This window comes from Actinomadura spongiicola (assembly GCF_003432485.1).
Classification (GTDB): domain Bacteria; phylum Actinomycetota; class Actinomycetes; order Streptosporangiales; family Streptosporangiaceae; genus Spirillospora; species Spirillospora spongiicola.
Genome location: NZ_QVNQ01000005.1, coordinates 603222 through 617413, shown reverse-complemented (window position 1 = coordinate 617413; position 14192 = coordinate 603222). Strand labels below are relative to the sequence as shown.

Here is a 14192-nt window from a genome sequence, read left to right as displayed (position 1 = left end):
GGAGCGGGTTCCCAGGCGCCGGGGGCCTTCCCCGAAGCGGGATTAAAGGCGGCGAAGTTCATCGAGCACCCTCATCAGGATTCGGGGGTCGGGGCGGTCGGACTGCTCGGCCGGTGCCGTCTCCTCGATCAGCCCGTACTGGTACAGGTCCTCCAGCAGGATCTGCACGACCCGGAACGGCAGGTCGATCTCCGAGGCCAGGTCGGCGGGCGTGGACGGCCGCCGGCACAGTTCCAGCAGCCGCCGCTGCTCGCGGGACAGCCACACCTTCTCGCCGGGGGTCCGGCCGGTCGCGACGAGGATGGTCACCAGGTCGATGACGACTCCCCGGGGACGGGTGCGTCCCCGGGTCACCGCGTACGGCCGCACGACCGGGCCGGCGTCCTGCCCGATCCAGCGTTCTCGCGGAGTCTCCACGGCGGGATCAGCCCGAGGCGCCCGAGCGCAGTGACGGATCCTGCGGGGCCGCGCCGCGCGGCGACGCCGACAGCTGCCGCCGCACCCGTTTGATCAGCATGGTCGTCTCGTAGGCGACGAGGCCGGCGTTGCCGCCCGCGTCGCTGAGCACGGCCAGACAGCTTCCGTTGCCCGCCGGCATGACGAAGAACAGCAGGCCGTCCAGCTCGACGACCGTCTGCCGCACGTGTTTGGCCTGGAAGTGCTCGCGGGCGCCGTTGGCGAGGCTGTGGAAGCCCGACGACAGCGCCGCGAGGAACTCCGCGTCCTTGCGGGTGACGCCGCCCGAGGCGCCCATGACCAGGCCGTCCCGGGACAGCAGGACGGCCTGCTGGACCTCACCGACCCGCTGCACCAGGTCCTCCAGGAGCCAGTCGAACTCGCCCGAGGCGTGACCGTACTGGGTCATCGTTCCCCCCATTCATCCCATTCATCGCGTGGACCGGGATCGTCTTGTTCATCGTCGACGTCCCTGCCGCGCAGCCATCCCGACTGTAGGGAGGACATCAGGTCGCGGCTGAGTTCCGGGCTCGGCTCCTCGAAGTCGTCGTCGGGCCCGTCCGTCATGCCGTTCGGCGCGGCGGCGGCCGGTGCCGCGCGCTCGGGTGAGGCGCCCCTGCGCAACTGCGGGGCGAGGTTGCGCTGCCGTACCCGCTTCGGGAGCCTGCCGGTGACCTCGCTGGACTCCACGCCGGTCTCCGCGGGCTCCGCGGCGGGCGGCGGCGGATCACGGTGGACCGGGCCGGGTGGTCCGGTCGGGCCGAACGCGGGCGCGGGCTGCTCGAACACCGGGGCGGCCGGTGGCGGTCCGGCGGGTCGCTCGTCCCACGTCCCGTGCTGCGGTTCGGCGTGAGGCTCGGCGTACGGCTCGTCCTGCGGTTCGGCCTCGGGCGGGCCGGCGACCGCGCGGGGGAGCGCCGGGCGGGACGGGCGGCCGAGGCGCTGCCGGGTGTCACCGGAGGCCGCGTTGCCGGAGATCAGGGCGGTCGCCATCGTCCGGGCCGTCCCGGGGGCGGAGCCGACACGTGCCAGGTCGTCGTCGAGCGTCACCAGCGCGTGCGGGACGAGCACGACCGCGGTCGTCCCGCCGTACGCGGACGGTTGGAGCGACACCTTGACGCCGTGCCGGGCGGCGAGCCGCGCGACGACGAACAGGCCGAGGCGTTCGGTGTCGACCAGGTCGAACTCGCCGGCGCCGGCGAGCCGCAGGTTGAGCTGGTCCAGCTCGTCCGGGTGCAGGCCGATGCCGCGGTCGACGACCTCGATCGCGAGGCCGTTGGCGACGGTCTCGAGCTTGACCGTCACCTCGGTGGTGGGCGGGGAGAACACGGTCGCGTTCTCGATCAGCTCGGCGAGCAGGTGGATGATGTCGGCGACGACGTCGCCGGTCACGGCGACGGAGGAGGCGCCGGTGAGCTCCACCCGGGTGTAGTCCTCGATCTCGGCGACCGCGGCGCGGACCACGTCCTCGGCGGCGACCGGGTGGTCCCAGGCCCGGACGGTCGGCGACCCGGCGAGGATGACCAGGCCCTCGGCGTGGCGGCGCATCCGGGTCGTGAGGTGGTCCAGCCGGAACAGGTCGTCGAGCTCCTCGGGCCCGGCGGCGCGCCGTTCCATCTGGTCCAGCAACCTGAGCTGCCGGTGCAGCAGCGACTGGCTCCGCCACGACAGGTTGATGAAGACCCGGTTGATGCTCGCGCGCAGCTCGGACTCGGCGACGGCGGTGGCGACCGCGGTCCGCTGGACGGCGCCGAACGCCTCGCCGACCAGGGCGACCTCGGTCGTGTGGCCGGTCGACGGCATCGGGGACTCGGCCTCCACGTCCACCGCCTCGCCGCGGCGCAGCCTCGCCACGACCCGCGGCAGCCGCTCGTGCGCCAGCCGCTGCGCCGACTGCTGGAGTTCGCGCAGCTCGGCGGTGAGCCGGCGCGCGAACGTCAGCGACAGCACCACCGAGGCCACCAGGCCCAGCAGGCCGACCACGCCGATCAGGAAGAACCCGAGCATGACGCGGCGCCCGGCCGGTCGGACGTCGTCGTCGTTCACCACGGCCTCCGCCTTCGCGGCGGCGCCCAGCCATACCGGGGAGAGGGCCTCGATGGAGGCCCGCCACTCCCCGGGGTCGGGGACGAGACCGTTGTTCACGACGTTGTTCTCCAGCGTCGTATATGAGGTGAACTCAGAGGAGTTCGCCAGATCGTACATGATCCGCTCGATCTCGCCATCGGCCTCGGCGCGGCCGAGTTCGAAGAACTGGGCGCGGCTCTCCGCCCAGGCGGCGAAGGCCGCCCGGTCGCTCGGGCTCATCGGCCCGGCCCTCATCGTGGACAGCAGGGCGTCCTCGCGGAGCATGAACTCCCGGGCCCAGTAGTTGTGCAGCAGCGCGGTGGTGTGCTGGTAGACGGTGACGTCGTCGACGCTCACCAGCGTGGTCAGCAGCCGGATCGTGATGTCGGCGACCTTGCTGTACCCGTCGATGGCCCCGAACGCCGTGGTGCCGCCGATGCCGACCCGCTCCCGCAGCGTCACGAGCTCGTTGTAGGCGTCGCTGAGCTTGCGCACGCGGGACGTCATGGTGTCGTCCATGGCGTCCGTGGTGTCCCCCGACAGGGCCCGTCTGCGGAACGCGGCCACGGCGGCGTCGGTCTTGGCCACCTGCTCGCCGAAGCGCTGCCTGTCCGCGACCCTGAACCGGTGCAGGAGCCGGACGGCGGTGGCACGTTCCTCCTGGAGCGCCTCGGTCACGGTCGTGGCCGGCACGGCGACGTTGTTGTAGACGGTCGAGAAGTCGAAGCGCTGGAGCGCGTTGGACACGGTCACGGTGGCCGGGATGGCCCACAACACGAACAGCGCCGACAGCGGCACCGCCAGGAGCAGCGCGATCCTGCGCCAGATCGGTCGTGTGCGCGGCCGCCCGTGCGTCCCGCCGGGGTTCTCCGACTTCGACACTGGTCACTCCCTGCGTTGTTCCGCCTCACCGAAGCTCACGGAGCCTATAGACGCCGACGTGCGTAAAGCCAGAGCAAAATCCGCATTTGGACAACATCTGTGCTTTTCGGAATGCGGACGGCAACGTCTCGCTTACCGTCCGATTCCGGATGAGGCCGATGTTGGCCGAGTTGTGACTTGTTGCGCGAAATGTCGGCATGGCAGGCTTCGGTCTGCTCCATCCCTCATCCCATCGGAGACCGAGCCATGCGCAGAGCCGCGCTTGCCACGCTCCTCGGGCTGTCGCTCGCCGCCACATCCCTGGCGGCGGCGCCGGTCCAGGCGGCGCCGACGCAGTCGAAGTTGGCCCAGCTCGTCACGCTCAAGAACGTCCGCCATCACCAATTGAACCTGCAGAAGATCGCGGACGCCAACGGCGGGAACAGGGCCGCCGGACTTCCCGGTCACGTGATCACCGTCAAGTACCTTGCCGACCAGCTGAAACGGGCCGGATATGCTCCGAAGGTCCAGAAGTTCGGCTTCGACTTCTGGCAGGAGCGGAGCGAACCGACGTTCGCCCAGACCGAGCCCGACGCCAAGACGTTCGAGCCCGGCACCGACTACCGCACCATGCAGTACTCCGGGGCCGGTGACGTCACCGCCGCCGCGTCCCCCGTCGACCCCGGCGCGACCGGCCTCGGCAGCGGGTGCGAGGCCGACGACTTCAACGGGTTCCCCAAGGGCCACATCGCGTTGATCCAGCGCGGCGGCTGCCTGTTCGCCCTCAAGACCGACAACGCGATCGCCGCGGGTGCCGCCGCGGTCGTCATCTACCAGCTTCCCACCCAGCCCGGGCCCGTCGCCGGCACGCTCGGCAAGCCGTACGGCGTTCCGGTGATCGGCCCGACCAACGCCCTCGGACGCGCCCTCGTCGAGCAGGCGCAGAACGGCGGCGTGACGCTGCGGGTCAGGACCGACACCCTCTCCGAGAAGCGCGAGGCGGCCAACGTCATCGCCGACACCGACCGTGGCAAGGCCGACAACATCGTTGTGGTCGGCGCCCACAACGACAGCGTCGCCGAGGGCCCCGGCATCAACGACAACGCGTCGGGCACCGCGGCGGTGCTGGAGCTGGCCAAGCAGATCCGCAAGCTCAACGACAAGCAGCTCCGCAACAAGGTGCGGTTCGCGTTCTGGGGCGCCGAGGAGGAAGGCCTGCTCGGCTCGCAGTACTACGTCGACAGCCTCTCCCAGGCCGAACGCGACAAGATCGCGCTGAACCTCAACTTCGACATGATCGGCTCGCCGAACTACGTGCGGTTCGTCTACGACGGCGACAACAGCACGGGCGCGAGCAACGTCCCGCCGCCCGCCGGGTCCGGCGCGATCGAGAAGGCGTTCACCGACTACTTCGCGCAGCGGAAGCTGGCCACCGACGAGTCGGCGTTCGACGGACGGTCGGACTACAACGCCTTCATCAGCGTGGGCATCCCCGCCGGTGGCCTGGCCACCGGAGCCGAAGGCATCAAGACGGCCGAGCAGGCCAGGGTGTACGGCGGAACGGCCGGTCAGGCGTACGACCCGTGCTACCACTCCGTCTGCGACCGCTACGAGAACGTGCACCTTCAGGGCCTCGACGAGATGACCGACGGCGCGGCCGCGATCACCCAGTTCTTCGCCCACAGCACCCTGACGGTCAACGGCAACGAGCTGACCCGCAGGCAGGCGCCTGCCCGGCTCGCCCCGCCGAGCGTGATCGGGTCCTACGCGACCCGGTGACGCCGACCCGACCCTTGTTCCGATCCGTCTGAGGGACGCGCCCGCTCTGGGCGCGTCCCTCGGCACGTTAAGCAGACCGGGCTCAGCGGGGCGGGGTCGGCGCGGCCGCCTCGGCGATCGCGCGCAGGGCGGGACGAGGGTCGCCGCCGGACCCGGTCAGCACCTGGACGGCCACATGGTCGGCGCCCGCGTCCAGATGGGCGGTCAGCCGCGCTGCCACCGCCGCCGGCTTGCCGTGTGCGACCAGCCCGTCCACGAGCGCGTCGCTGCCCTCGCCGGTCACGTCCGCGTCGGTGAAGCCGAGCCTCTTGAGGTTGGCGACGTAGTTGCCCAACCCCAGGTAGTAGGCGATCCCCTCCCGGCCCAAAGCGCGGGCGCGACGGGGATCGCCGTCGACCACGACCTTCTGCTCCGGGGCGAGGAGCGGGCCGGGGCCCAGCGTCTCCCTCGCCCGGCGGGTGTGCTCGGGCGTCGTCAGGTACGGGTGCGCGCCGGCGGCGCGTTCCGCCGCCAGCCGCAGCACCTTCGGCCCCAGCGCGGCCAGCACCCGCCTCTCGGCGGGCACGTTCGCGGCGTCCAGGTCGTCGAGGTAGCGGACGATCGTCTCGTACGGCTGCGGTACTCCCGCGTCGCCTCCGGGTGGCCGATGCCGACCCCGAGCAGGAACCGCCCGCCGTACGCGTCGGCGAGCCGGTGGTAGGACGCCGCGACCTCGTCGGCCCGCGTGGCCCACATGTTCACGATGCCGGTCGCCACCACGACGCGGTCGGTCGCCGCGAGGAGCCGCTCCACCACGTCCAGGTCGCCGCCGGGCGACGCGCCGACCCAGATGGTGCCGTAGCCGAGGTCCTCGACGTCCTTGGCCAGCCCGGGGTCGAGGTCACCCTGGGGACGCCAGATTCCGAGCCTGCCCAAATCGATCTTAGTCATGGCCGTCCCAACACCTTCACCGGCTGCTTCATGCCCGAGGTTCCAGATGTCAGGATGTGGCCATGACGGACCGGCCCCGGCTGCTGCTCCTGGACGGCCACTCGCTGGCCTACCGGGCGTTCTACGCGCTGCCCGTCGAGAACTTCAGCACGACGACCGGTCAGCCGACGAACGCGGTGTACGGGTTCGCCAACATGCTCGCCAACGCGCTGCGCGACGAGCGTCCCACGCACGCGGCCGTCGCGTTCGACGTGTCGCGGCGGACGTTCCGGACGGAGGCGTTCCCCGAGTACAAGGCGGGCCGGGCCAAGTCGCCGCCGGAGTTCGGAAGCCAGGTGGAGATCCTGGACCGGCTCCTCGCCGCCATGAGCCTGCCGGTGCTGAGGGTTCCCGGCTACGAGGCCGACGACGTCATCGCGTCCGTCACGACCAGGGCCGAGGCCGAGGGCCTTCCGGTGCTGATCGTCACCGGTGACCGGGATGCGCTCCAACTCGTCGGCGACGACGTCACCGTCCTGTACTTCTACCGGACGGCCTCGGAGATGATCCGCTACACGCCCGCAGCGGTCGAGGAGAAGTACGGGCTGACGCCCGCGCAGTACCCGGACTTCGCGGCGCTGCGCGGCGACCCGTCCGACAACCTGCCGAGCATCCCCGGCATCGGCGAGAAGACCGCCGCCCGCTGGATCCGCGAGTTCGGCTCCCTCGACGCGCTGGTGGACCGCGCGGACGAGGTGAAGGGGAAGGCGGGCGAGAAGTTGCGCGCCGCGCTGGACACGGTCCGGCTGAACCGGCGGCTGACCGAACTCGTCCGCGACCTCGACCTGCCGGTCGGGCTCGACGACCTGCGGCGGCGGCCCTACGACCTGGCCGCGTTCACGTCCCTGCTGGACGAGCTGGAGTTCCGCAACGCCAGCCTCCGGCAGCGTCTCTTCGCCGCCGACCCCGGCGGAGGCCGCGGCACCGGCGGAGCGGCCGGGGCCACCGAACCCGAACCGATCATGGGACGCGAGCTGGAGCCCGGCGAGCTGCCGGACTGGCTCTCGACCCGGGCGACCGGGCCGACGGGCCTCGCCGCCGACCATACGTGGACGCGCGGCGCGGGCGACGTCACCCGGATCGCGCTGGCCACCGGGGACGGGTTCGCCGCGGCGTTCGAACCGTCCCGGCTCACCGAGGCCGACGAACGCGCCCTCACGGACTGGCTCGCCGACCCGGACCGTCCGAAGGCGGTGCACGACCTGAAGGCGCTGCTGTGCGTGTTCGGCGAGCGCGGCTGGCCGCTGGACGGTGTCACCAGCGACATCGCGCTGGCCGCCTACCTGCTGCTCCCGGGCCTCGCCGCCTACGGCATCGCCGACCTCGCCGGACGGCATCTCGGCCGCCGCCCGTCGGGCGACGGCGCGGCCGGGCTGATGACGAGCGCCCGCGCCGTCCTCGACCTCGCGGGCACGTTCGCGGGCGAACTCGCCGCCACGGGCCTGGACGGGGTGCTGCGCGACGTGGAACTGCCCCTGTCGAGGCTGCTGGCCCGCGCCGAACGCGCGGGCGTCCACGTCGAAGCCGGCCTGCTCGACGAGCTGGAGCGGCATTTCGCCGACGCGATGGAACGCGCCGCCGACGAGGCCGCCGAGATCGCCGGGCGCCGCTTCAACCCGGGGTCGACGAAGCAGCTCCAGGAGGTCCTGTTCGGCGAGCTGGGGCTGCCGAAGACCAAGAAGATCAAGTCCGGGTACTCCACCGACCTGGACGCGCTGACCTGGCTCGCCACCCAGACCGACAACGGCCTTCCCCAGGTCCTGCTCCGCCACCGCGACCAGGCGCGCCTGCGCACGACGGTCGCCGGGCTGATCAGGGAGATCGGCGCGGACGGCCGGATCCACACCACGTTCCAGCAGACCGTCGCCGCCACCGGACGCCTCAGCTCGATCGAGCCGAACCTCCAGGTCATCCCGATCCGGACGGAGGAGGGCCGCCGCATCCGCCGCGCGTTCCTACCGGGCGACGGCTACGAGGCGTTGATGACGGCCGACTACGGGCAGCTCGAACTGCGCGTCATGGCGCATCGGTCGCAGGATCCCACCCTGCTGGCCGCGTTCGAGTCCGGCGAGGACCTGCACACCACGATGGCGGCGCGGGTGTTCGGCGTCGCCCCCGGCGCGGTCACCCCGGACATGCGCCGCCGGATCAAGGCGATGTCGTACGGGCTGGCCTACGGGCTGTCGGCGTTCGGGCTGGCCAAGCAGCTCGGCGTGCCGATGGCGGAGGCGCGTCCGCTGATGGACGCCTACTTCGAGCGGCTCGGCGGCGTCCGCGACTACCTCGACCATGTCGTCGCCGAGGCCCGCGTCACCGGCTACACCCGCACGATCCTCGGCCGCCGCCGCTACCTGCCGCATCTGACCAGCGACAATCGCCAGCGCCGCGAGACCGCCGAACGGATGGCGCTGAACGCCCCGGTGCAGGGCTCCGCCGCCGACATCGTCAAGATCGCGATGCTGCGGGTGGACGAGGCGCTGACCGCCGCCGGGCTCCGCAGCCGCCTGCTCCTCCAGGTGCACGACGAGCTCGTGCTGGAGATCGCGCCGGGGGAGCGGGCCGCCGTGGCGGAGATCGTCGACGACCGGATGAGGACCGCGTACCCGTTGTCGGTCGGTCTGGACGTCGCCCTCGGCACCGGCGCAGACTGGGACGCCGCCGCCCACTGACGATCACGCCCGCCCGCACCGGGGTAGGGCCATCCCGGGAGGAAACGATGGAGATCGAGATGGTCGTGGAGATCCCGAGGGGATCGCGGAACAAGTACGAGATGGACCACCGGCTCGGCCGCATCCGGCTCGACCGGATGCTGTTCACCTCGACGCAGTACCCGGCCGACTACGGCTACATCCCGAACACCCTCGCCGAGGACGGGGAGCCGCTGGACGCGATGGTGCTGCTGGAGGAGCCGACGTTCCCCGGCTGCGAGGTCGTCGTCCGCAGCCTCGGCGTGTTCTGGATGCACGACGAGGGCGGCCCCGACGCGAAGATCCTCGCCGTGCCGGCGAGGGACGTCCGCTACGCCGAGTTCCGCGACCTGGCGGACGTGCCCGAACACGTCCGAGACGAGATCGGCCACTTCTTCGACATCTACAAGAGCCTGGAGCCGGGCAAGGGCGGTGACGTGCGCGGCTGGCAGGACAGGGAGGTCGCCGACCGGACGATCGTCGAGGCCCTCGAACGCGCCCGCAGCACGCCGGCGAGCACGCCCGAGTGAGCGCGCGGAGCGACGTCGAACCGGTCGTGATCGTCGGGGCGGGACCGGTCGGTCTGGTCACGGCGCTGCTGCTGGCGCGGCAGGGCGTGCCGAGCGTGGTGCTGGAGGCCGCGGCGCGCCGTGACCCGTCCGGGTCCAAGGCCATCTGCTTCCAGCGTGACGTCCTCGACGTCCTCGACCGGGTCGGCTGCGCCGAGCCGATGATCGCCCGTGGCGTGACCTGGACGACCGGCCGCACCTACTACCGGGACGAGGAGCTGTTCTCCGTCACGTTCCCCGATCCGGGGCGGAGCGCCGTCCCGCCCTGGATCAACATCTCGCAGGCGGAGGTCGAGGCGCGGCTGCGGGACCTCGCCGACGCCGAGCCGCTCGTCGACGTCCGGTACGGGCATCCGGTCCGCGGGCTGCGCCAGGACGAACTCGGCGTGGAGGTGGACGCCGGGGAACCCGGGAACTTCGTGCGGGGCAGTCACGTGGTCGGCGCGGACGGCGGGCACAGCACCGTCCGGAAGCTGCTCGGCATCGATTTTCCCGGCCGCGCGTTCGACGACAAGTTCCTCATCTGCGACATCCGGGCCGACCTGCCGTTCCCGAGCGAGCGGCGGTTCTACTTCGACCCCGAGTGGAACCCCGGCCGGCAGGTTCTCGTCCACCCCTGCCCGGACGGGACGTGGCGCGTCGACTGGCAGGTCCCCGGCGACCACGACTTCGCCGCCGAGCGCGCGTCCGGGGCGCTGGACGCCCGCATCCGGAAGATCATCGGGGCGGTGCCGTACGAGCTCGTCTGGGGGAGCCTGTACCGGTTCTCCGAGCGGCGCGCCGCGACGTTCGCGTCCGGGCGCGCCTTCCTCGCCGGGGACGCCGCCCACCTGTACGCGCCGTTCGGCGCCCGGGGGCTGAACTCGGGCGTCCAGGACGCGGAGAACCTCGCGTGGAAACTCGCCTACGTCCGGCGCGGCCTCGCGCCCGGCGGGCTGCTGGACAGTTACGACGTCGAGCGGTGGGCGGCCGCGGGCGAGAACCTCCGCGTCACGACCCGGACGATGGAGTTCCTCGTCCCGCACACGCCCGCGCAGCACGCCCGCCGCCTGGAGGCGTTGGAGAGGGCCCGGACCCATCCGGACGCCGGCACGATCATCGACTCGGGCAAGCTCGCCGAACCGTACTGGTACCTGGACTCGCCGCTGACGACTCCGTCCGGTTCGACGGACGGCTTTCCGTGTGAGCCGGGCGCTGTTCGTCCACCGGTGCCGGGGGTGATCTGCCCTGACGGTCCGTGCGTCGTCTCCGGTGCGCTCACCCGGCTGCGCCGCCTGTTCGGCACCACCTTCGTGATCCTGACCGCGACGCGTCACCCGGGGGACCTTCCGACCGACGTCCCGTACCGCGTCCACGCTCTGGACGACATCGACACCGAAGGCGTCGTGCGGAAGGCCTTGGACGCCGGGCCGGACACCGTCCATGTCGTCCGCCCCGACGGCCACCTCGCCGCCGTGCTCCCCTCCTACGACCCGGAGGCGGTGACCGCCGCTCTCGACCGGGCGTGCGGACGCCGGAAGATGGTGATGGAGTGACCGACCTCGTCGATCCGCTCGCTCGTGGCGATCAGCGGGGTCAGCCGCGGATCCGACTTGGCGATCCAGCTGTCGGACACCACCAGCAGCCCGCGCACCCGTCCGGGCGGCACGGCGAGCGGGTCGGCGGCGCGGATGCCGTAGTGGGACGGGACGCCGCTTCCCTTGTACGCGAGCCACACCGGCTCGCCCGGATACCGGTCGCGGAGACGGCCGGCGAGGCGTCCGAGGTCCTGGCCCCAGTCGACGTTGGAGTCGTGCAGGCGTAGACGGGTCTTCGACGGGCCGCCGAACGCCTCGTTGGAGTACGGCAGGTAGAAGGGGTACGCGCGTAGGGAGCTGACGGCGACGAACAGCAGCAGCGCGCCCGCGACGGCCGGGACCCACCGCCCTCGGAGCCGCGTCGCCCCGGCCGCCGCGACCGCCAGGAACATCGGAAGGAAGATGACGTACCGGACGCCGAGGTCGCGGGCGCCGGTCATGGCGACGGCCAGCGGCACGGCCGCGGGCACGAGGACGTACGGCGCCGCGGGACGCAACCGTGGCACGGCCCACAGCGCGACGATGCCGACCGCCCACAGCGCGAGCGCCCCGAGCGGGGTCTTCACCAGCAGCGCGGCCGGAAGGTAGTACCAGAGCGAGCCCTGGTAGACCCGTCCGAACAGGAAGCCGGTCCAGGGCCGGTCCTCGAAGCCGAACTGGATGCGCATCCCGTCGCGAAACGGCTCCGGGAAAGGCAGCAGGCCGGTGACGAGGCCACGCACCCCGCTGATGTCAGGAACGTGGGCGGGTGTCGTCCAGTGGAGCCGCGGGTCCACGGCCAGATAGGCCGCCCAGACCACGGCGACGGTCACCGTCGCGACCGTCGTCACGTCCCTCGCCACGTCCCACCAGGCTCGCCGCCTCGACGCCGACCGGGCCGACACCGCCGCCAGGATCAGCAGCACCGGGACGGCCGGGAGCGCGCTCATCTTCGTCGCGACGGCCGCGCCCAGCGCCGCGCCCGCGAGCGGCAGGCAGGATCGCGGATGTGACCGCGCCCGCCACACCAGCCACACCGAGGTCAGCAGGAACCCCGCCATGGGGACGTCCAGCGTGGCCAGCGACCCGTGCGCGATGACGTCGGGAGAGAACGCGTACAGGGCGAGCGCGGCGAGCCCGCCGGCGCGGCGGCCCGTGAGGTCGCGGGCGAAGGCGAAGACGACCGGCCCGAACAGCAGCGTCAGCACGATCACCGGTAGCCGCGCCGCCAGCAGCACCCGCTGGGGGTCGTTGCCCGATTCGTACAACAGGTGCCGTCCGACCTCCTGTTCGGTGCCGGTGAACGCGGTGTCCAGGTGCGTCCCGGCGAGCACGGGCCCGGCGCCGATGAGGAGCTTGCCGAGCGGCGGGTGTTCGGCGTTGTAACGCAGATCGTGTTCTTTCAGGTAGACCACGCCGGTCGCGATGTACACCGGCTCGTCGATCGTGGGGGTCTGCCGCACCGCCGTGGACGTCATCGCGACGGCCATCACCGCCAGCAGCGCCGCGACGGCGAGGGCGGTCAGCCCCCGAACGCGGCGAGGAACCGGTCGCGGAAGGCGCTCATCGGCCAGACGGGGGAGTCCTTCGCCGGGCGCAGTCCGTCCTGCCAGCCCCATCCGGAGATCCTTTCCAGGACGGCGGTGTCCTTGGCGACGATCGTGATCGGCACGTCCCGGCCCGCGTCCGGGCCGGTGATGAGCGGCGCGGGCTCGTGGTCGCCGAGGAAGACGAGGACGAGATCGTCGTCGCCGTAGGTCTCCACGTACGAGACGAGCGTGTTCAACGTGTACTCGATCGACTTTCGGTACTCGGTGCGGATCCGTCCGCCGGACGGCCACGGCGCGTCGTAGCCCTTGCCCATGCCGGCGAAGACCGAGCCGTCCCCGACCTGTTCCCACGGGACGAGCCGGGGGATGGACGCCCACGGCGCGTGACTCGACACCAGCGCCGTCTCCGCCATCACCGGCGCCCGGTCCGTCCCGGCCAGCTCGGTGCGCCGCAGGACCGACAGCGTGTACTGGTCGGGCATGGTGGCGAAGCTGAAACGCGACCCCCGATACCCGAGGTTGCGGTTGTCGTAGACCTTGTCGTAGCCGAAGAACGACCCCTCCGGCCAGGCCCGGGTGATGGCGGGCATGAGCGCGACCGTCCGCGAACCCGCGCGGTGGAACGCCCGGTTGAGCGTGAACCGGTCGCTGTTGACGAGGGTGCGGTACCGCTGCGGGTTGTCGACCCACAGCCCCGACAGCAGCGTGGCGTGCGCGAGCCAGCTCCCGCCGCCCGCCGTCGGGGACGTGAGCCAGCCGCTGCGCGCGGAGTACCCGGCGTCGCGCAGGCGCCGCGTCCCGGCGTCCAACACCGCCCCGACCTGCGGCGCGTACTGCGGGCTCTCGACGGCGGTGCGCCCGTAGCTCTCCACGAACGCCAGCACGACGTCCTTGCCGCGCAGTCCCGTCAGCAGTTTTCCGGGCGGCGTGTCGCGGAAGGCGTCCACGGCGGCGGCCTGCGCGAACTCCTCCCGGTCGTTCAGGCTCGCCCGCACCTGCCGGGCGTGGTCGTAGGCGAGGACGGCGTCGGTCCGCGACGCCACCGGCACCCCGTCGACGAACCGGATCCCGAACGCGGCGCACACGACCCAGACCACGCCGAGGACGGCGGCCGTCCCGGCGGCCCCGCCGCGGTGCCGGGACGCGACCCGGCCGAGCCGCAGCGTCGACAGCGCCATGAGCACCACCACGGCGACGACCAGCGCGACCATGAGGACGACGGCGCCGACCGCTCCGGCCCGTCCCGCCGACCCGCCGACGAACTCCACGGCGGGACGCAGCAACGGCCAGTCGAGCACCAGGTCGAACGGCCGGACCAGCACCGCGTCGAACCCGATGTCCAGGACCTTCAGGACGGTCAGCGACCCGAGGAGCGCACCCGCCGTCACGGCCACGTACCGCCTCGCTCGCTCCGGCGCCGCGAGGATCAGGGCGACGCCCACGATGCCCTCGATCGGGACGCGCACGAACGCGGCCGGGGTCAGCCGCGCGTACTCGTCCGGCATGACGAGCGCGACCAGCACGAACAGGAACGCCGAGACGGTGACGGCCCGCGCCGCGACCCGGCGCCACGCCCCGCCCCCGCTCCGGGGCCCGTCCCCGGTGTCGGGTTCCGTCTCGCTCCCGATGTCGCTCTCGGTGGTCAGCACGTCCTCCCCCGCCCCGCCGCTCCTATGACAACCACAGCACGTGCCCGCG

11 protein-coding genes are annotated in these 14192 nt (G+C 72.1%); 4 read left to right on the top strand and 7 right to left on the bottom strand.

Going from position 1 to position 14192, the window contains the following annotated elements:
• Positions 1-42: 42 nt before the first annotated feature.
• Genes D0T12_RS19220 through D0T12_RS19210 form a run of 3 tightly spaced genes read right to left on the bottom strand, consistent with a single transcriptional unit; the run spans position 43 to position 3405 of the window.
• Positions 43-417: a DUF742 domain-containing protein gene (locus D0T12_RS19220; RefSeq protein WP_117400954.1), complete on the bottom strand. Its 375-nt coding sequence runs from the start codon at positions 415-417 to the stop codon at positions 43-45.
• A gap of 7 nt (positions 418-424) precedes the next feature.
• Entirely contained in the window at positions 425-865 is a 441-nt protein-coding gene (locus tag D0T12_RS19215; protein ID WP_117400953.1) for a roadblock/LC7 domain-containing protein, read from the bottom strand.
• Complete coding sequence (locus D0T12_RS19210; protein ID WP_117400952.1) at positions 862-3405, bottom strand: sensor histidine kinase; 2544 nt, start codon at positions 3403-3405, stop codon at positions 862-864. The genes D0T12_RS19215 and D0T12_RS19210 overlap by 4 nt, the downstream gene beginning before the upstream one ends.
• Positions 3406-3651: 246 nt before the next feature.
• Between D0T12_RS19210 and D0T12_RS19205 the strand changes: the two genes are divergently transcribed.
• Complete coding sequence (locus D0T12_RS19205) at positions 3652-5163, top strand: M20/M25/M40 family metallo-hydrolase (protein WP_117400951.1); 1512 nt, start codon at positions 3652-3654, stop codon at positions 5161-5163.
• A gap of 82 nt (positions 5164-5245) precedes the next feature.
• Here the strand turns inward: D0T12_RS19205 and D0T12_RS36645 are convergent, their stop codons facing one another.
• Together D0T12_RS36645 and D0T12_RS36640 are read right to left on the bottom strand one after the other, a co-directional pair.
• Positions 5246-5728 carry a TIGR03620 family F420-dependent LLM class oxidoreductase gene (locus D0T12_RS36645; RefSeq protein WP_233526161.1) on the bottom strand — a complete coding sequence of 161 codons (483 nt, stop codon included), beginning with the start codon at positions 5726-5728 and terminating at the stop codon, positions 5246-5248.
• On the bottom strand, positions 5638-6093 hold the full coding sequence (locus D0T12_RS36640) for an LLM class flavin-dependent oxidoreductase (RefSeq protein WP_233526160.1): 456 nt from the start codon (positions 6091-6093) through the stop codon (positions 5638-5640). Before D0T12_RS36640 ends, D0T12_RS36645 begins: the two co-directional genes overlap by 91 nt.
• A 62-nt stretch (positions 6094-6155) precedes the next feature.
• Here D0T12_RS36640 and polA point away from each other — a divergent pair, with 62 nt between their 5' ends.
• Genes polA through D0T12_RS19185 form a run of 3 tightly spaced genes read left to right on the top strand, consistent with a single transcriptional unit; the run spans position 6156 to position 10923 of the window.
• Positions 6156-8801, top strand: a complete 2646-nt coding sequence (gene polA / locus D0T12_RS19195) for a DNA polymerase I (RefSeq protein ID WP_117400950.1) — start codon at positions 6156-6158, stop codon at positions 8799-8801.
• 47 nt (positions 8802-8848) lie between these two features.
• A complete protein-coding gene (locus tag D0T12_RS19190) occupies positions 8849-9349 on the top strand; it encodes an inorganic diphosphatase (RefSeq protein ID WP_117400949.1) in 501 nt (166 codons plus the stop codon).
• Positions 9346-10923: an FAD-dependent monooxygenase gene (locus D0T12_RS19185; RefSeq protein WP_117400948.1), complete on the top strand. Its 1578-nt coding sequence runs from the start codon at positions 9346-9348 to the stop codon at positions 10921-10923. The genes D0T12_RS19190 and D0T12_RS19185 overlap by 4 nt, the downstream gene beginning before the upstream one ends.
• Here D0T12_RS19185 and D0T12_RS19180 read toward each other — a convergent pair.
• Together D0T12_RS19180 and D0T12_RS19175 are read right to left on the bottom strand one after the other, a co-directional pair.
• A complete protein-coding gene (locus tag D0T12_RS19180) occupies positions 10854-12563 on the bottom strand; it encodes a phospholipid carrier-dependent glycosyltransferase (RefSeq protein WP_117400947.1) in 1710 nt (569 codons plus the stop codon). The genes D0T12_RS19185 and D0T12_RS19180 overlap by 70 nt on opposite strands.
• Entirely contained in the window at positions 12467-14143 is a 1677-nt protein-coding gene (locus D0T12_RS19175; protein WP_117400946.1) for an alkaline phosphatase family protein, read from the bottom strand. Before D0T12_RS19175 ends, D0T12_RS19180 begins: the two co-directional genes overlap by 97 nt.
• Positions 14144-14192 lie beyond the last annotated feature (49 nt).

Excerpts from the sequence above, each read along its gene's own strand:
- D0T12_RS36640 (WP_233526160.1), bottom strand. The coding sequence starts at position 6,093 with ATGACTAAGATCGATTTGGGCAGGCTCGGAATCTGGCGTCCCCAGGGT.
- D0T12_RS19215 (WP_117400953.1), bottom strand. The coding sequence starts at position 865 with ATGACCCAGTACGGTCACGCCTCGGGCGAGTTCGACTGGCTCCTGGAG.
- D0T12_RS19205 (WP_117400951.1), top strand. The coding sequence starts at position 3,652 with ATGCGCAGAGCCGCGCTTGCCACGCTCCTCGGGCTGTCGCTCGCCGCC.
- D0T12_RS19180 (WP_117400947.1), bottom strand. The coding sequence starts at position 12,563 with ATGGGGCTGGCAGGACGGACTGCGCCCGGCGAAGGACTCCCCCGTCTG.
- D0T12_RS19190 (WP_117400949.1), top strand. The coding sequence starts at position 8,849 with ATGGAGATCGAGATGGTCGTGGAGATCCCGAGGGGATCGCGGAACAAG.
- polA (WP_117400950.1), top strand. The coding sequence starts at position 6,156 with ATGACGGACCGGCCCCGGCTGCTGCTCCTGGACGGCCACTCGCTGGCC.